This is a genomic window from Micrococcaceae bacterium Sec5.7, assembly GCA_039636785.1.
Taxonomy (GTDB): domain Bacteria; phylum Actinomycetota; class Actinomycetes; order Actinomycetales; family Micrococcaceae; genus Arthrobacter.
This window is the reverse complement of the sequence record CP144169.1, coordinates 1,463,584-1,480,509: the sequence shown is the minus strand read 5'-3', so window position 1 is coordinate 1,480,509 and position 16,926 is coordinate 1,463,584. Positions and strand designations below refer to the sequence as shown.

Below are 16,926 nucleotides of genomic sequence, written 5' to 3'. Positions count from 1 at the left end.
CTCTCGACACAAGCACGCCACAAAACGTGCCGCAAGGTGGAGCATGGATAGGTGGTTCGCTAAGGTGAACTCCGGTAGTCACAAATGCAAGAGAACCTGCCTGCTGGCATAATCACGGCAGAGCAAATTCCAAGACCAGATGATGCGTACTCTCGCGTCATCGTTCACGCGAGGGAGCGTCTAAGTGGCCGATCAGGCAACTGCGCAAGAATTCGACATCCTGGTACTCGGTGGCGGCAGTGGCGGTTACGCCACGGCCCTGCGTGCTGTTCAGCTTGGCTTCACCGTCGGCCTTGTGGAAAAGGCCAAGCTCGGCGGAACATGCCTGCACAACGGCTGTATCCCCACCAAGGCGCTGCTTCACTCGGCCGAACTCGCCGATCACGCCCGTGACTCCGCCAAATACGGTGTGAACGTCACCCTTGACGGCATCGACATCACGGCCGTCAATGCGTACAAGGACGGCATCATTGCCGGAAAGTTCAAGGGCCTCCAGGGTCTCATCAAGTCCAAGGGCATCACCGTCATTGAAGGTGAAGGCAAGCTGAAGGGCACGGACACCGTGGTGGTGAACGGCACGGACTACAAGGGCAAGAACATTGTCCTGGCCACCGGTTCCTACTCCCGCTCCCTTCCGGGGCTGGAAATCGGCGGACGCGTAATCACCTCGGATGAAGTCCTCAAGATGGACTACATCCCGAAGAGCGCCATCGTCCTGGGCGGCGGTGTCATCGGCGTCGAGTTCGCTTCAGTCTGGAAGTCGTTCGGCGTGGACGTCACCATCGTCGAGGGCCTGCCTTCCCTCGTGCCCAACGAGGACGCGGCGATCGTGAAGAACCTCGAGCGTGCGTTCAAGAAGCGCGGCATCAAGTTCTCCACTGGAGTCTTTTTCCAGGGCGTCGAGCAGGATGACAACGGCGTTAAGGTCACTCTGGTTGACGGCAAGACCTTCGACGCTGAGCTGCTCCTCGTGGCCGTGGGCCGCGGTCCCGTCACAGCTAACCTGGGCTACGAGGACGCCGGCGTCACCCTGGACCGCGGCTTCGTCATCACCAACGAACGCCTGCACACCGGCGTCGGAAACATCTACGCTGTGGGCGACATCGTCCCCGGCGTCCAGCTTGCGCACCGCGGTTTCCAGCAGGGCATCTTCGTCGCCGAGGAAATCGCCGGTCTGAAGCCTGTCATCGTTGAAGACGTCAACATCCCCAAGGTCACCTACTGCGAACCAGAAATCGCAACCGTCGGTTACACCGAAACAGCCGCCAAAGCGAAGTTCGGGGACGATCAGGTGGAAACCCAGGAGTACAACCTCGCCGGCAACGGCAGGAGCTCCATCCTGGGCACCGGAGGCCTGGTCAAGCTGGTCCGCCAGAAGGACGGCCCCGTGGTGGGCGTCCACATGATCGGTTCCCGCATGGGCGAGCAGATCGGTGAGGCCCAGCTGATCGTGAACTGGGAAGCCTACCCGGAGGACGTGGCCCAGCTGCTGCACGCCCACCCCACACAGAACGAGGCCCTGGGCGAGGCCCACCTCGCGCTGGCGGGCAAGCCTCTCCACGGCTAGGCAACACCGCAAGACAACAGAGCTTGGTGCACCCGGCATGATCTGCCCGGTGCACTAAGCTCGAACAAGGCAGCAACCATCCGCACTAAAGATCAATAAGGAGAACGGGGACGACATGTCTGAATCCGTTAACTTGCCCGCCCTCGGTGAAAGCGTCACCGAAGGAACTGTCACCCGCTGGCTCAAGCAGGTTGGTGACCGGGTAGAGGTCGACGAGCCGCTGCTCGAAGTTTCCACCGACAAAGTAGACACCGAAATCCCCTCTCCGATCGCCGGCGTCATCGAGGAAATCCTCGTTGCCGAAGATGAGACCGCCGAAGTGGGCGCTCCCCTGGTCCGCATTGGTGACGGCTCCGGTTCGTCAGCTGCCCCCGAAGCACCGGCTTCGGCTGCTCCGGCCGAGGCTGCTCCGGTTAAAGAGGCTCCGGCCGAGGCTGTTCCCGCTCCGGAGGCTGCTGCGACCGCTGAAGCGGCTCCTGCTGCGGAGGCTTCTGCCGCTGACAGCGGAGAAAGCCACGAAGTGACCCTCCCCGCTCTCGGCGAGAGCGTCACCGAAGGCACCGTGACGCGCTGGCTCAAGGCCGTAGGCGACTCCGTGGCCGTGGACGAGCCGTTGCTCGAGGTCTCCACCGACAAGGTAGACACCGAAATCCCGTCGCCGGTAGCCGGCACGCTTCAGGAAATCCGCGTCAACGAGGATGAAACGGCCGAGGTGGGCTCCGTCCTCGCAGTTATCGGCTCCGGCGCCGCGGCTCCGGCTGCAGCACCTGCAGCCGCTCCCGAACAGCCCGCCCCTGCGGCAGAAGCAAAGGAAGAAACAGCCGCCGAGGCTCCCGCGGCTGCTCCACCGGCGCCCGCCGCAGCTGCACCCGCTCCTGTTGCGCCACCTGCTCCGGCTCCGGCAGCTGCACCCGCTCATGCTCCTGCTGCGGCACCCGCGGCTGCATCGGGCGCGGAGTCCAACTACGTCACTCCCCTGGTCCGCAAGCTGGCCAACCAGCAGGGTGTGGATATTTCCTCGCTGACCGGCACCGGTGTTGGCGGCCGCATCCGCAAGCAGGATGTTCTGGCCGCAGCCGAGGCAAAGGCAGCCCCGGCCGCCGCCCCTGCTGCTTCCGCCGCTCCGGCAGCTGCACCAACGGCTGCCACCGCGGCAGCGTCGTCGTTGCGCGGCACCGTGCAGAAGGCTCCCCGTATCCGCCAAGTCATCGCCCGGCGTATGCGTGAGTCCCTGGACATCTCAACCCAGCTGACCCAGGTTCACGAAGTAGACATGACCAAGGTGGCCAAGCTCCGCCTCAAGGCCAAGAACTCGTTCCTGGCCCAGAACGGCGTCAAGCTGACATTCCTTCCTTTCATTGCCAAGGCTGTTGCCGAGGCCCTGAAGCAGCACCCGAAGGTCAATGCTGCCTATGACGAGGAAAAGCAGGAAATCACGTATCACAACGCCGAGCACCTGGCGATTGCCGTGGACACTGACAAGGGTCTGCTGGTTCCAGTCATTTCCGACGCCGGAAACCTCAACCTTGCGGGCCTGGCCGGCAAGATCGCTGATGTTGCAGACCGCACCCGCAAGGGCAAGATCGGACCGGACGAGCTGTCGGGCGGAACGTTCAGCATCACCAACATCGGTTCGGTCGGAGCACTTTTCGACACACCGATCATCAACCAGCCGCAGGTAGGCATCCTGGGCACCGGCGCGATCGTCAAGCGCCCGGTTGTTGTCACCGACGAAAACGGTGACGATTCGCTGGCAATCCGCTCCATGATGTACCTCTCCCTGACATACGATCACCGTCTGGTTGATGGCGCCGATGCCGGCCGCTTCCTGCAGACGCTGAAGGCACGCCTTGAAGAAGGCGCCTTCGAGGCCGATCTGGGGCTCTGACCTCCGGTATTTCAACGACGACGGCGGGGCAGGCTCCGGTGGGAAACCTCCGGAACCTGCCCCGCTTTTTTGTGCGCGAGCTGGCCGTGGCTTTGCTACAGGACGTAGAACCTACTGGCTAAGCTGGAGCCATGAGTATTCTCTTTGACATCCTGCTGTTCTTGCACATCGTTGGCGCAGCCATGATTGTGGGCTACTGGATCGCAACAATTAAGCAGCCGACGGTCCACCCGCGTCAGCGCGACGGTGCCTTCCTCCAGCTGATCACCGGCATCGCAATGATGGGCATTCTGCCGCTGCTGCCCGATGCCGACCCCAACTACTTCAAGCTTGGCATCAAGTTCGCCATCGGCATCGCCGTGGCCGCGCTCGCCGTCATCGGCTCGCGCAAGGTCAAGAAGGGCGAAGACGTCTCCACTGGCCTGGCCCACGGCGTCGGCGGCCTGGCCCTGATCAACATTGCCATCGCAACGATCTGGCACTAAGTACCGGCTTCAGCCACCCGCCTTACCGGCCACGACGGCGACGCACCCTGCGCGGGGGCCTCGCCGTCGTCGTACTCCGGCTCTTCAGTCTTGGCGATGCACAGCCCGCAGTCGCGGGCGTAAGCCACCAGAACTGTTCATGACGGGTCGAGACCTCCGTTCCCAGCAGGGCCGACCAGAATACCGTGAGGCGTTCAGCGTCAACGGCGTTGACCATGATCGACGCCATGCGCGCCCGGGGCACGTTGCCATTGTCGTGGTGTGCGGTTTCAATGGCCACAGTGCATGTGGTCACAATCCTCTCCCGGCGGACGCCCCGTGCACAGCCACTGCATAATCCATAGGATTGAAACCGGCAGGGGTCAGGCAGCGGCCGGATCCCTGATTTCGAATCAACATTGAGGAGTGGATATGGCAGCAACACGCACCGCGCACACTGTATGGAACGGCGACCTGATGGAGGGTGCAGGCAACACGACGCTGGACAGCTCCGGACTGGGCACGTTTGAGGTCACCTGGAAGGCACGCACCGAGCAGGCGGGGGGCAAAACAAGCCCGGAAGAGCTCATCGCCGCCGCGCACTCCGCCTGCTTCTCGATGGCCTTCAGCAATATGCTTGCCCAGGCGGGCCACACTCCGGACGAGGTCCGCACCAAGGCCGACGTCACGTTCAAGCCCGGCACCGGCATCACCGGCAGCCACCTGACGGTGAACGCCAAGATCCCGGGCATTTCCGAAGAGGAATTCCAGCGGATCGCCGGCGAAGCCAAGACCGGCTGCCCTGTCTCCGGGGCGCTGGCCAGCATCGAGATCACTCTGGAAGCCACTCTGGTTTCCTAACTGCTGCCGGCAGCTCAAACTGACGCCGGCCACATCTGACGCCGAAGGCCCCGCTCCCCGCTGGATATCCAGCGGGGAGCGGGGCCTTCGGTTGTGGCCGGCGGGTCTGGTTCAGTCCGTGTGCCGGCGTTCCGGCAGCGGGGCAGGCAGGAGCCGGCGGTAGCCCTCCCGGGCCGGCGGCCGGTCGGTAGGCAGCTCCTGGATCATTTCCTTCAGTGCGCCGATGCCGTATTCAAGCTGCGGATCCCGGCCGGCTGCGTATGCATGCGGCGGGAACGTCACCTCAATGTCCGGATCCACGCCGTAGTTCTCCACACCCCAGCCGACACCGCCGCTGAACCACGTGGCGTAGCGTGGCTGGGTGACGCCGGTTCCGTCAGCGAGCGAGAAGCGGTTGTCGATTCCGACGACGCCGCCCCACGTCCGCGTGCCGATTACCGGGCCAATCCCACGCAGTTTAGAAACCTGGGTGATGATGTCGCCGTCCGAGCCGGCGAACTCATCGGCGAGGATGATGACGGGTCCGCGCGGCGCGTGGTGCGGGTAGGTCCGGGGCCTTTCCCCGCGCGGCATGCTCCAGCCAGTCACCTTGCGTCCGATCAGCTCGGCCACGAGCTGGGAGGTGTGCCCTCCACGGTTGCGGCGAACGTCCACAATCAATCCGTCCAGAGCGGTCTCGGTGTCCAGATCCCGGTGCAGCTGTGCCCAGCCGTTGGCCATCATGTCCGGGATGTGCAGGTAACCGTACCTGTGGCCGGATGCCTCACGGACTGTACGCCGGTTGGCTGCCACCCAGTCCTGGTACCGCAGGCGCTCCTCGTCCTTGACCGGTATCACGGCAATGCGCCGCTGGACGCCGGCAGCGGATCCGTGGCCGGCACCATTGCGGACGGTGAGCTCCACGGCGCGGCCGGCGGCCCCCACCAGCTGCATAGCCGGCGTCAGGGCCTCCGACAGCTGCACGCCGTCAATGGCCAGAAGGACATCGCCCGCCTTTGCATCTGCTCCGGGCCGAGTCAGCGGCGACGTTGCCAGCGGGTCCGAAGATTCCCCGGCCAGGATACGGGTGATCTCCCACCCCTCTGCGGTGAACGCGAGATCGGCGCCGAGCCTGCCCTGGCCGTTGCTGCCGTTTTCCGTCACCGCGGCCGGGCGGACGTACGCGTGCGACGTCCCCAGTTCCCCATGCAGTTCCCACAGGAGATCCACCAGATCATCGTGCGAGCCCAACCTGTCAACCAGCGGCCGGTAGCGCTTGTGGACGGAATCCCAGTCCTGGCCGGCCATGTCCTCGGTCCAGAAGAAGTCGCGCTGCAGCCGCCAGGCTTCGTCGAAGGCCTGGCCCCAGACGCTGAGCGGATCCATCATGACGCGGATGCGGCCAAGATCCACCTTGACCTGCGTGCCGGAATCGTCATCGGCCTTGGAATCGGCCGGAACCACCCGGACCTGCTTTTCATGGATCAGCACCACCTGTTTGCCGTCTCCGGAGACACGGTAGCTGTCCAGCGCTTCCACAAGCGTGGTGGTTTTCCGTTTGGCGATGTCGAACCGGACCAGGCTGGGCGGGGCATCCTTGTCTTCCAGGCTCGCCCTGCCGTCGCCGGTGACACCGGCAAGGGCGCTGTCCAGCCACAGCAGCGCGCCGTCTGTTGCGGAGAGCGACTCATAGTTGCCCTGCGGCACGGGAACACTGATCACACGGTGGGCCAAGCCTTCGGCGTCCACGCGGACGTCCGGAGCCGCCGCCTTGCCGGCCTTACCGGCCTCCGGTGCGTCAGCGCCGCCGTCGGCTTCCGCTGCGTTGTCTCCGGACTCTCGGAGGCCAATGCTGGGACCGAAGGGTGACGGCGTGTCCGCTGCCAACGCCACGAAGTACGGCTTGATGGGGCTCGGGAAGGACAGGTCGAAGGAATGGCCGTCATAGACCGGATCGAAGCTCCGGTTGGACAGGAAGGCGAGGAACTTGCCGTCCGGAGTGAACGACGGCGACTGGTCACAGAAGCGGCCATCGGTGACATCGATGATTTCTCCGTCCTGATCGGCCACTTTCACAATACGCAGGCGGCTGCGTGAACCGAAGGACGTGACCGGCTCGGACCAGCCCAGCCATTCCGAGTCCGGCGACCAGCACAGGTCGGAGATGGTGCCTTCGCCAATGCTGCTCAGCAGGGAAATCGCCCCCGTATGGGTGTCTGCGATGTAGACGTCACCGAAGGCGGTGCCAACAGCCAGCCAGCGGCCATCCGGGCTGGCCTCCATGGCGCTGGCCCTTGATGGCTTGGGGAATCCGATCCGGGTGGAGGTCCGCGGTTCTGAAGCCCGTTCGGCCGGCACTTCGGGAACGGGTGCGATATCCGCCCCGGAGTCATCAGTCACTGGCAGCCCGACGCCGGCCTGGGTCAGTCCGGCGGCCGGCACCGGTTTGGGCAGTGGGGTGCCCGGCATGTCCTCCCGGGTCTTCGAGGGCCCCGCCGCCGGGGCGGGGCCGGCGAAAAGCGGCCCGGCGATCTCCTTGATGTAAAGCGCTTCCGCGCCGTCGTGATCGGCAACGTAGGCAATGCGGCCGTCAGTGAGGGGCCGGGGCAGACGCGCACGGACACCAGGCGTGGCTTCGACGACCCGGGACGGCCCATCCTTGTGCCGGAGCCAGTGGATGGTTCCATGGGTTTCCACTGCGCTTGCGGAACCCGCCAGGTCCGGAAAGACCCCGCCCAGGTGCTTTGCCGTTTTCAGGAGCGTTGCACGGCGGGTCTGGGATGCTGAGCCCAGCGAAATATCCAGCCTGACGGCCTCGGAACCGAGATCGTGCATGATCCAGAGCTCACCCGCAGATTCGAAGATGACCCGCTTGCCGTCTGTGGCGGCGTGCCGCACATAGAAGTCCTCGTGGTCCGTGTGCCGGCGCAGATCGCCCCCACCCGGCAGCACGGAGTACAGGTTGCCATAACCTTCGTGGTCGGAGAGGAACGCGATTCTGCCGTCCACCCACAGGGGATCCGCGATGTTGCCGTCCAGCTCGGGCAGCAGCCGTTCGAACTCGCCGTTGCCGTCAGTATCGATCCACAGCTTTCCGGCACTTCCGCCCCGGTAACGCTTCCACCAGGCGGGTTCGCGGGACAGCACACTTGCCACCACCACCGGACGTTCGTCACCCAGTTCCGGGCCAAAGGCAACCGACTCAACCGGGCCGAACGGAAGTTCCTCAGCCCAGCCGCCCTCGACGGGGATGCTGTAGGCGTGCGTGTGGCGGCTCTCCGCCTGCCGGAAGGCACTCGTGACAACAACGTCTCCGGCCGCCGTAAAGCCTTTGACCTTCGTGGTGCTGTGGCCGAAATACGTCAGCTGCCGGTAGGCTCCGCCGTCCACATCCGCAATGACCACTTCCGGTGCCGTCCCCTGGATGACCGACCAGACGAGCCGCTTGCCGTCAGGGGTGAAACGGGGGTTGCGGGCAGGCAGCTGAAGGGAGGATACCCGCCATGCGCGGCCGCCGGTGAGAGGCGCAATCCATACGTCGTCCTCGGCCACAAAAGTGACCAGATCGCCGTGCAGATGCGGGAATCGGAAGTAGCTCGAAGAGGTCATCATTCGATCATAGTCAAAGTCCGTGGAAGCATCCGGGAGGTTCCGCGGCCGTGCCGGGCATGGTGAGATGGATCATGCGAATCGTGATTAGCGGCGCGTCCGGGCTTATTGGAACCGGGCTGTCCGCCAGCCTGCGCGCCGGCGGCCATAACGTGGTTGCCCTCGTGCGGCGGCCGCCTGACTCGGCGGCCGAAGTCCAGTGGGACCCTGTGGATGGCCTGCTTGACCCATCTTCCCTGAAAGATATCGACGCCGTCATCAATCTGTCCGGTGCCGGTATTGGCGACCGGCCCTGGACCCGGGGCCGGATTGGAGAGCTGTTCCGGTCGCGTCTGGACTCCACCCGCACGCTGACCGAGGCGATGGGACGGCTGGACACTCCTCCCCCGGTCTTCCTCAGCCAATCTGCCTCAGGCTTCTACGGAGATTCCGGGCCTGCCCTGCTCCGCGAAAGCCAGGGTCCCGGTTCCGGTGTTCTGGCCCGGCTGTGCGTTGAGTGGGAGGCCGCCGCGCATGAGGCCCCGGCGGGGGTACGGGTGGTGACGCCCCGCACCGGCGTAGTACTGAGCCCGTCCGGCGGCGCCCTAGGCAAGCTGCTTCCACTGCTGCGGCTCGGGATTGGCGGGCCGCTCGGTCACGGCAGGCAGTATTGGCCCTGGATCACCCTGCCGGATGTTTCAGCCGCTTTCGGATTCCTGCTGATAGCGCCCCTCACCGGACCGGTAAACGTCTGTGCGCCTGAAAGTGCCGACGTGAACTCGCTGGTGTCACAACTGGCCACGGCGCTGCACCGCCCGGCTCTCCTTCGTGTCCCCGCTCCGGTGCTCCGACTGGTGATGGGGAAACTGGCTGACGAGCTGCTGCTCGCGAGCCAACGGATGGAGCCAGCCAAGCTGGCTGACGCGGGCTTCGAGTGGCAACATGCCGCAGTCGTACAGGCTGCGGCCTGGGTGGCCGCCGGCCGTAACTGATTCTCTGTTACAGGCTCCCTGCCGGAGCACCGGATCAGGCCGCAGGCAGGATCTCAACGATCCGCCACAAACCGTCCACCGGGACCAGCACCAGACGCAGCTGCTGATCGGCGGCTGCGTGCCCTGCCGCCACCACCGCGCCGGCCGCATCTTTTTCCTCGTAGGCGGAGGTCCCTGATCTGACACCAACAACGGCCCTGCTGGCATTGCTCTCGGGCTGTGATTCAACCGCGGCCAAGGTGGTGGTGAATCCGGCCAGCACATGGCCCTTTTCGCGCAGCAGGGACACGATCTTTTCGTCTGCAGCCGCGGCTGCAGAGTCCCTGACGTTCACTTCGTCCAAAAGCTCGAACCACCCGGAGCTGAAAGCCGTGGAGCGAATCCATGCCAGCCCCCGGACGGCCTCCCGGGGGTCCCTTGAGCGGAGCTGCGCGCGGATACTCTGAGGGACAATGTTCTCCGGCTGAGCGTCGCCGGATGCGGTTTCGGATCCGGCTGAAGACGCGGGCGGGCGCTGGGCCCCGGCAACTGGCGGTTGGCCCGAAATCCACCAGGCACCGGCAAGGGCCACTCCCACGACCGCGACGGGCAGGGCGGCAATGAAAGGCCACCGCCGTGGCCTGGCTGGTTCGAGCCGGTGCGAACGACGCAGTGGCAGCTCCGGGCAGGCACCGGGCTGTCCTGGGGCGGCGTCCAGCGCAGCCGGATCCCGGGAAACGTGGTCCGGGACAACACGGCGCATTCCGAGGAGTCCGGCGCATCGCGAGGTGGACAGTCGCCTGCCGAGGGCTCGGATTTGCTCACGCGGCAATCCGCTGGAAGCGTCCGGCGCGTGCCGCCGGGTCAGCAGCTCAGGAATAACGGTGGGATGCACGGAACCTGAGAGGTCAACGGGCGCCGGACTGGCACTGCGGTAGATGACGGTGGCTAACTCCGCAGCTGTAGGACGTAACCTGCGGTTCTCGCTGAGGCCTGCCTCGAGCGCTGCGGCCAGCTCGGCCGGCACCTCCGGTATCAGCAGCGACAGCGGCGGCCTGTCTGCCGCCTTCCGGGGTGCATGGCCTGTGAGGCAGTACCACCCCAGCGCGGCAACCGAATAAATGTCCCTTTCGGGCTGCAGCCCGGCCCGAACTGCATCCAAGGGTGCCGGATCCATGAAACCCTCGGTGCCGTGATCCGAGACTCCGGCGGCATCGCCCACCATCCTTGCAATGCCGACGTCTGCCAGCATCGGTTTGCCGTGTCCGCTGAACAGTACGTTTCCGGGTGATACGTCAGAGTGCGTGAAGCCTTTGCCGTGCAGGTAGCCCAGCACCTGGGCAAGCGGAGTAATTACAGTGACGGTTTCGCCGATGCTGAGTCTGCCCCGGCTCGCAATCAGCTGCCCCAGGGAACCGCCGGGGGCATAGTCCATAACAAGTCCCAGCCGCCTGTCGGCGGCTCCGGTGACCCGGACGACGTCGTACGCCTTGACCAGGTGCTGATGGTCGAGCACCGAGAGGATCCGGACCTCACGGCGGACTGAATCCTCCGCCGTGCTCCAATCCGGCACGGCGGCGCGTGAGGCATCCGTATCCGGCGTAGCTGCGTGAGGCCCATCCAGATCCGGCACAAAGCATTTCAGCGCGAAATCGCGGCCCGTCAGTTCTTCGGTAACCAGCCACACGGTGGCGCTTCCGCCGCGGCCAAGCTGGCGGCCCACGCTGTACCCCGGAACATCCGGCGTCATTTCCTCCGAAGTGCCGCCCTGCCTGAAATCGTCCATGCTTAACAACTATCGGATTCCCGAGGATCGCGCAGAAGTTATCCACAGTCAAGGCTCCGGTCCCCGCCGGTTCCCGTCGAAGCGGATGAGAGCTTCAGCACACAATCGGGCACGACGCCGGCCGGGGACTAAGCTGGATGCCATGACTCTTGAGTTTTCACAGTTGGGTCTTGCCCCGGAGTTCGTCGAATATGCGCGCGGCTGGGATATCCAGCGCGAAATCCATGACAAAGTCGTCGCCGGCAAGGCCCCCAGTACAGTCCTTTTGCTTGAACACGCTGCCGTGTACACGGCAGGCAAGCGCACCGAAGACCACGAACGGCCTTTTGACGGAACGCCTGTTGTGGCGGTAGACCGCGGCGGCAAACTTACCTGGCACGGCCCTGGGCAGCTCGTTGGTTACCCCATCATCAAGCTGAAGAATCCTGCCGGGATCCGCGACTACGTAGACCGTCTCGAGTCCGTCATCATCGCCGTCCTCTCGGACTACGGGATCACAGCCGAACGCATCAGGGGCCGGGCCGGCGTCTGGATCGACGAAGACGACAAGGGCCCGGCACGCAAGATCGCCGCCATTGGCATCCGGGTACACGACGGCGTCACCATGCACGGCTTTGCGATCAACTGCAACAACGACCTCGCCCCCTACGCGCAGATCATTGCCTGTGGCATCACCGATGCCGGTGTCACCACGATCGCCCAGGAAACCGGCCGGGATGTGGCCCCCGCAGACCTCGTGTCGCGGATCATCGAAGAACTGCGCAAGAATGAAGACGCCCTAGTTGCGACCCCCGAAGGAGCTCTACTGTGACCCTGGCACCAGAAGGCCGGAAAATGCTGCGTATCGAGCAGCGCAATGCGGCTACCCCGGTGGAGCGTAAACCCGAGTGGATCAAGGCCAAGGTCCAGATGGGTCCTGAATATGTCCAGATGAAGAATCTGGTCAAAAAGGAAGGCCTCCACACCGTGTGTGAAGAGGCCGGCTGCCCCAACATCTTTGAATGCTGGGAAGACAAGGAAGCCACGTTCCTGATCGGCGGCTCCGAGTGCACCCGCCGCTGCGACTTCTGCCAGATTGACACCGGAAAGCCCTCTCCAGTGGACATGTTCGAGCCCACCAAAGTGGCCCGCTCCGTCCAGACCATGCAGCTGCGCTACGCCACCGTCACAGGTGTGGCCCGAGACGACCTCCCCGATGAGGGTGTCTGGCTCTACGCCGAGACGGTCCGCAAGATCCACGAACTGAACCCGGGCACCGGCGTCGAACTGCTGATTCCTGACTTCTCCGGCAAGCCGGAACACATCGAGGCCATCTGCGACTCCAAACCTGAGGTGTTCGCCCACAACGTGGAGACCGTGCCGCGGATCTTCAAGCGCATCCGTCCCGCATTCCGTTATGAGCGCTCCCTGGACGTCATCACGCAGGGCCGCAGGCTGGGCATGGTGACGAAGTCCAACCTGATCCTGGGCATGGGCGAGACCCGTGAGGAAATCTCCGAGGCGCTCCGGGACCTGCACGACGCCGGCTGCGACCTGATCACGATCACGCAGTACCTGCGTCCGAGCGAACGGCACCTGCCTGTTGACCGCTGGGTCAAGCCGCAGGAGTTCGTTGACCTCCAGCAGGAAGCGGACGAGATCGGCTTCCTCGGCGTCATGAGCGGACCGCTGGTGCGTTCCTCGTACCGCGCCGGCCGTCTCTGGGCCACCGCGATGCGCAAGAAGGGCTGGGAAATCCCGGCCGAGCTCGCGCACATTGAAAGCTCAGGCAGCACCCGCCAGGAAGCAAGCTCCCTGATCGCCGCTCACTCCTAGAACCGCACAGAAGTTTTAGGGCTGGGGGGCCGGTGCCGGACATTTCCGGCGTCCGGTCCTCAGCGATAAATCACGTAGAATTAAGGCACTATGGCGAATTCCTCTGATTCCAGCAACACCACTCCGGCGGCCAACGACGCCCCGAAGCGTGGCCTCTTCTCGCGCAAGCCCAAAGAAGCGAAGGTCAAGAAGCCCAGCCGGCTGAAGCAGATCGCTGAGGTCTTCCAGATGACCCGCCGCCACGATCCCATGGTTCCCTGGCTTATGGTGCTGTCGTTCCTTGGCGTGGTGGCTGTCAGCTTCCTGGTCGGCTTCCTCCTGGAAAACTGGGTCACCGGCCTGATCATTGGTCTCCCCCTCGGCCTCCTGGCAGCAACGCTGATTTTGTCCCGCAGGGCCGAAAAGGCCGCGTTCGCCCAGATCGAGAACCAGCCCGGCGCCTCAGGTGCCGCCCTGGGCACCCTTAAGCGTGGCTGGATCACTGAAGACCAGCCGGTTTCCGTGAACCCGCGCACACAGGATGCCGTGTTCCGCGCAATCGGCCGTCCCGGCGTCGTGCTGGTCAGCGAAGGCCCCACACACAGGGTCAAGCCACTGGTGGACGCCGAACGCAAGCGTCTCTCGCGTATCCTGCCCAACGTCACTGTCCATGTGATCGAAAGCGGCCGCGGCGAAGGCCAGGTTCCCATCAGCCAGGTCGCCAAGAAAATGAGCAAGCTGCACAAGGAGCTCACAAAAATCGAGGTCAGCGCGGTTTCCAAGCGTATTTCCTCGCTGGGTAACCGCCTCCCGATCCCCAAGGGTATCGATCCTTACAAGGCCCGCCCCCAGCGCGGCCGCTAGCAGCTTGGGAACCGCCCCGGTTACCGGCCATCAGGCCGGCTGCCGGGGCGGTTTTCGTTTGACATGTGTCGCTCAGAGAGCCATCTACCGAAGCCGGAGATTCCGATGAGATTCCCCTCGAAGCCTGCAATAATCCGAATTTTCCGGATCCTCGCCGTTGCCGAAGCGTTCAGCTGGGCTGCCCTGTTGATCGGGATGTTCTTCAAGTGGATTGCCAGGACCACGGAGCTTGGTGTCGAGATCGCCGGGCCAATCCACGGAGCCATATTCATCGGCTACGGCGTCGCCACCCTCATTCTGTGGCGGTTGCAGCGCTGGCCGTTCGCAGTGGCACTGTTCGCGGGGCTCTCGGCTGTAGTGCCCTTCGCCACGCTGCTGTTCGAACGCATTGCAGGCAAGCGCGGTTACCTCTTCGGAGCCAACGAACCGGTTCCGGCTGCACGGCAGACCGCGGGCGTATAGCCGCTACATCCGGACAAGGACAGTGTTCATGGCTTTGTCATGCAGGCCGCGGTGATCGGGATCGAAGATGACGGCGGGAAGGACCAGGCAGACCAGCAAGGTACGGACCAGGGCAGCGAGCGGACCCGCAGGGCCTCCGCCCAGTCTCACTACATGGATCCCCACTACCCGGTGTCCGATGCTGTAGCCCAGATTGCCAATGAGCAGGATCTGCTCGGCAGCGAAGACGGCCAGCGTGGCCCATGAGTTTCCGGCGAAGGCAAAGTTGCTGATCAACAGTGCAATGCCCCAGTCAATCAGAATGGCCGCGATCCGCCGGCCCGCCCGGGCAATGGATTCCGGGCCCGATTCGGGCAGCCCCAGACGCTCCCCTGGGTACTTCGAGATGCCGGACGTATCCGGGCCGGTCAGCCATGAACCGATGTCTTTGCGATCTACCACCGTCCAAGCTTAGCGACTTCTCTTGCCTCCTTATGGCGTTCACACTGTGGAACCGGATAGACCACAGTGTGGACACCGTCTACCGTTTACCTAACGGGACATTATGTAACCTGCCGGAAACAATGCTGACACGGCAGGGAAATCCCATGTCCCTAGGGTGGTAACAGTTGCCAGCGATTCTGGCGCGGGGAAATCGTTGCGTCTCCCCGCTGCCGGATTGCGCTGGTTCACATGGCTTTCCAGCCAGATATTTCATATGCGTAAGGAGCATAGATGTTCAAGACTGCGGACGAAGTCCTCAAGTTCATCAAAGACGAAGAGGTTAAGTTCGTCGATATCCGCTTCACCGATCTCCCTGGCGTACAGCAGCACTTCAATGTGCCCGCCAAGAGCGTTGACGCGGACTTCTTCGTCAACGGCCAGCTCTTCGACGGATCCTCCATCCGCGGGTTCCAGGGCATCGCGGAATCCGACATGCAGCTCATCCCGGATGTCACCACCGCGTTCCTGGACACGTTCCGCATGGAGAAGACCCTCGCGCTGAACTTCTCAATCGTCAACCCCCGCACCGGTGACCCCTACCACCGCGATCCTCGCGGCGTTGCAGAGAAGGCTGAAGCCTACCTCGCGTCCACCGGCATCGCCGACACCGCATTCTTCGCGCCCGAAGCCGAGTTCTTCGTCTTCGACAACGTCCAGTACCAGTCCTCCCCGCAGGGCAGCTTCTACAAGATCGACTCCGAAGAAGCGGCCTGGAACACCGGCCGCGAGGAAGAGGGCGGAAACCTCGGCTACAAGACCCCCATCAAGGGCGGCTACTTCCCGGTTTCCCCGACTGACAAGCAGGCCGACCTGCGTGACGCCATGTGTGTCGCTCTGGACGAGGCCGGCCTTGAGGTCGAGCGCAGCCACCACGAGGTGGGCTCCGCAGGCCAGGCTGAGATCAACTACAAGTTCACCACGCTGACCGCTGCCGCTGATGACCTGCAGAAGTTCAAGTACGTCGTCAAGAACACAGCGGACGCCTGGGGCAAGTCCGTAACGTTCATGCCGAAGCCGGTCTTCGGTGACAACGGCTCGGGCATGCACTGCCACCAGTCGCTGTGGAACAACGGCGACCCGCTGTTCTACGACGAAAAAGGCTACGCAGGCCTGTCCGACATGGCCCGCTGGTACATCGGCGGCCTGCTGAAGCACTCTTCGGCTGTCCTGGCGTTCACCAACCCCACGGTCAACTCATACCGCCGTCTGGTCAAGGGCTTCGAGGCCCCGGTCAACATGGTGTACTCGCAGGGAAACCGCTCGGCAGGTATCCGCATCCCCATCACGGGCACCAACCCGAAGGCCAAGCGCATCGAGTTCCGCGCGCCGGACCCCTCCTCCAATCCCTACCTTGCTTTCGCTGCCCAGCTGATGGCCGGCATTGACGGCATCCGCAACCGCATCGAACCGCCGGCTCCGATCGATAAGGACCTCTACGAGCTCCCCGCCGAAGAAGCCAAGGACATCCCCAAGGCACCGGGATCCCTCGAGGAAGCCCTGGATGCACTGGCCGAGGACAACGAGTTCCTCCAGGCCGGCGGCGTCTTCACCCAGGACCTGATCGACACCTGGATCGAGTACAAGTACGAGTACGAGATCCGTCCGCTCTCGCTGCGCCCGAACCCGTACGAGTTCGAGCTCTACTACGGCGTCTAGCCGCAGCTTCCGGCGGTCGAGTCCTGGCCTCCGGTGGTCGAGTTTGTCTGGACCAGGCAGGATTCACCGCAAGTAATTGAACCAACGACGGCGGCCCCCACCTTCAGTGGGGGCCGCCGTCGGCGTTTAAGCGGATGTTCAGTTCCTCAGCGCTTTCCGTACTTCTTATGGACAGCCTGTTTGCTAATTCCGAGGCACAAGGCGATTGCTTCCCATGAGAGCCCGGCCTGGCGTCCGCGGAGGACAGCCTCAGTCTCCGCCCGGGCAAGCTCCTTGTGAAGCTTGGCCACCGTATGGAGTGCCTCGACCGGGCCTTTGCCGTCCATTGAGCCGATCATGGTGTTCATCGGACACCTCCTGCCGTCAACTTTAGTTGACGAACTTGCAAGCGTCAACATTAGTTGACGGCAGCGAGTTCACCAACGAGCTTTGCCCCTGGGGCAACGCATTCCCGGTCTTCGCCATTGCCGGCAGCGTAGCCATTGCCACCCTCACCGGCGCGCCGGCCATGGCCACTCCCCGGACCGGATTCCGGGTTTCTGCTACTTCCCCTCGGGCGGAGG

At 63.9% G+C, this 16,926-nt stretch carries 15 protein-coding genes; 10 read left to right on the top strand and 5 right to left on the bottom strand.

Annotated features, from left to right (window positions below; translation table 11 throughout):
• The first annotated feature begins 184 nt into the window (after positions 1–184).
• The 3 genes from lpdA (at position 185) to V3C33_07000 (ending at position 3,940) form a co-directional block, all read left to right on the top strand.
• Positions 185–1,567 carry a dihydrolipoyl dehydrogenase gene (lpdA, locus tag V3C33_07010; GenBank protein ID XAS69012.1) on the top strand — a complete coding sequence of 461 codons (1,383 nt, stop codon included), beginning with the start codon at positions 185–187 and terminating at the stop codon, positions 1,565–1,567.
• A 115-nt stretch (positions 1,568–1,682) separates the two neighbouring features.
• Complete coding sequence (gene sucB / locus V3C33_07005; GenBank protein XAS69011.1) at positions 1,683–3,455, top strand: 2-oxoglutarate dehydrogenase, E2 component, dihydrolipoamide succinyltransferase; 1,773 nt, start codon at positions 1,683–1,685, stop codon at positions 3,453–3,455.
• Between the two features lie 131 nt (positions 3,456–3,586).
• On the top strand, positions 3,587–3,940 hold the full coding sequence (locus V3C33_07000) for a hypothetical protein (protein ID XAS69010.1): 354 nt from the start codon (positions 3,587–3,589) through the stop codon (positions 3,938–3,940).
• Here the strand turns inward: V3C33_07000 and V3C33_06995 are convergent.
• Positions 3,937–4,068 (bottom strand): hypothetical protein, encoded by a 132-nt coding sequence (locus tag V3C33_06995; protein XAS69009.1) that lies wholly within the window; start codon positions 4,066–4,068, stop codon positions 3,937–3,939. The genes V3C33_07000 and V3C33_06995 overlap by 4 nt on opposite strands.
• Before the next feature lie 283 nt (positions 4,069–4,351).
• Here V3C33_06995 and V3C33_06990 point away from each other — a divergent pair, with 283 nt between their 5' ends.
• The gene (locus V3C33_06990) at positions 4,352–4,780 is read left to right on the top strand and encodes an OsmC family protein (protein XAS69008.1); all 429 of its coding nucleotides are present in this window, start codon (positions 4,352–4,354) and stop codon (positions 4,778–4,780) included.
• A 111-nt stretch (positions 4,781–4,891) separates the two neighbouring features.
• Here the strand turns inward: V3C33_06990 and V3C33_06985 are convergent, their stop codons facing one another.
• Entirely contained in the window at positions 4,892–8,368 is a 3,477-nt protein-coding gene (locus tag V3C33_06985) for a S41 family peptidase (protein ID XAS69676.1), read from the bottom strand.
• A 74-nt stretch (positions 8,369–8,442) separates the two neighbouring features.
• Between V3C33_06985 and V3C33_06980 the strand changes: the two genes are divergently transcribed.
• Positions 8,443–9,339, top strand: coding sequence for a TIGR01777 family oxidoreductase (locus V3C33_06980; GenBank protein ID XAS69007.1), 897 nt, complete (start codon positions 8,443–8,445; stop codon positions 9,337–9,339).
• Between the two features lie 34 nt (positions 9,340–9,373).
• Here the strand turns inward: V3C33_06980 and V3C33_06975 are convergent, their stop codons facing one another.
• Entirely contained in the window at positions 9,374–11,104 is a 1,731-nt protein-coding gene (locus V3C33_06975) for a serine/threonine-protein kinase (protein XAS69006.1), read from the bottom strand.
• Positions 11,105–11,246: 142 nt separating this feature from the next.
• On the opposite strand from V3C33_06975, the gene lipB reads away from it, so the two are divergent.
• From lipB to V3C33_06955, 4 genes are all read left to right on the top strand, one after another.
• On the top strand, positions 11,247–11,915 hold the full coding sequence (gene lipB / locus V3C33_06970) for a lipoyl(octanoyl) transferase LipB (protein ID XAS69005.1): 669 nt from the start codon (positions 11,247–11,249) through the stop codon (positions 11,913–11,915).
• The gene (gene lipA / locus V3C33_06965; GenBank protein XAS69004.1) at positions 11,912–12,919 is read left to right on the top strand and encodes a lipoyl synthase; all 1,008 of its coding nucleotides are present in this window, start codon (positions 11,912–11,914) and stop codon (positions 12,917–12,919) included. The genes lipB and lipA overlap by 4 nt, the downstream gene beginning before the upstream one ends.
• A 90-nt stretch (positions 12,920–13,009) precedes the next feature.
• Positions 13,010–13,762: a DUF4191 domain-containing protein gene (locus V3C33_06960; protein ID XAS69003.1), complete on the top strand. Its 753-nt coding sequence runs from the start codon at positions 13,010–13,012 to the stop codon at positions 13,760–13,762.
• Positions 13,763–13,867: 105 nt separating this feature from the next.
• Positions 13,868–14,224 (top strand): DUF3817 domain-containing protein, encoded by a 357-nt coding sequence (locus V3C33_06955; GenBank protein XAS69002.1) that lies wholly within the window; start codon positions 13,868–13,870, stop codon positions 14,222–14,224.
• Between the two features lie 3 nt (positions 14,225–14,227).
• Here V3C33_06955 and V3C33_06950 read toward each other — a convergent pair whose 3' ends face one another.
• Positions 14,228–14,665, bottom strand: coding sequence for an RDD family protein (locus V3C33_06950; protein ID XAS69001.1), 438 nt, complete (start codon positions 14,663–14,665; stop codon positions 14,228–14,230).
• A 273-nt stretch (positions 14,666–14,938) separates the two neighbouring features.
• On the opposite strand from V3C33_06950, the gene glnA reads away from it, so the two are divergent.
• Positions 14,939–16,363 (top strand): type I glutamate--ammonia ligase, encoded by a 1,425-nt coding sequence (glnA, locus tag V3C33_06945; protein ID XAS69000.1) that lies wholly within the window; start codon positions 14,939–14,941, stop codon positions 16,361–16,363.
• 146 nt (positions 16,364–16,509) lie between these two features.
• Here glnA and V3C33_06940 read toward each other — a convergent pair whose 3' ends face one another.
• Complete coding sequence (locus tag V3C33_06940) at positions 16,510–16,710, bottom strand: AsnC family protein (protein XAS68999.1); 201 nt, start codon at positions 16,708–16,710, stop codon at positions 16,510–16,512.
• Positions 16,711–16,926 lie beyond the last annotated feature (216 nt).

What these genes read in the sequence shown, in the direction of transcription:
- sucB (XAS69011.1), top strand. Translation starts at nt 1,683, where the DNA reads ATGTCTGAATCCGTTAACTTGCCCGCCCTCGGTGAAAGCGTCACCGAA.
- V3C33_07000 (XAS69010.1), top strand. Translation starts at nt 3,587, where the DNA reads ATGAGTATTCTCTTTGACATCCTGCTGTTCTTGCACATCGTTGGCGCA.
- V3C33_06990 (XAS69008.1), top strand. Translation starts at nt 4,352, where the DNA reads ATGGCAGCAACACGCACCGCGCACACTGTATGGAACGGCGACCTGATG.
- V3C33_06985 (XAS69676.1), bottom strand. Translation starts at nt 8,368, where the DNA reads ATGACCTCTTCGAGCTACTTCCGATTCCCGCATCTGCACGGCGATCTG.
- V3C33_06980 (XAS69007.1), top strand. Translation starts at nt 8,443, where the DNA reads ATGCGAATCGTGATTAGCGGCGCGTCCGGGCTTATTGGAACCGGGCTG.
- V3C33_06975 (XAS69006.1), bottom strand. Translation starts at nt 11,104, where the DNA reads ATGGACGATTTCAGGCAGGGCGGCACTTCGGAGGAAATGACGCCGGAT.
- lipB (XAS69005.1), top strand. Translation starts at nt 11,247, where the DNA reads ATGACTCTTGAGTTTTCACAGTTGGGTCTTGCCCCGGAGTTCGTCGAA.
- V3C33_06960 (XAS69003.1), top strand. Translation starts at nt 13,010, where the DNA reads ATGGCGAATTCCTCTGATTCCAGCAACACCACTCCGGCGGCCAACGAC.
- V3C33_06955 (XAS69002.1), top strand. Translation starts at nt 13,868, where the DNA reads ATGAGATTCCCCTCGAAGCCTGCAATAATCCGAATTTTCCGGATCCTC.
- glnA (XAS69000.1), top strand. Translation starts at nt 14,939, where the DNA reads ATGTTCAAGACTGCGGACGAAGTCCTCAAGTTCATCAAAGACGAAGAG.
- V3C33_06940 (XAS68999.1), bottom strand. Translation starts at nt 16,710, where the DNA reads ATGAACACCATGATCGGCTCAATGGACGGCAAAGGCCCGGTCGAGGCA.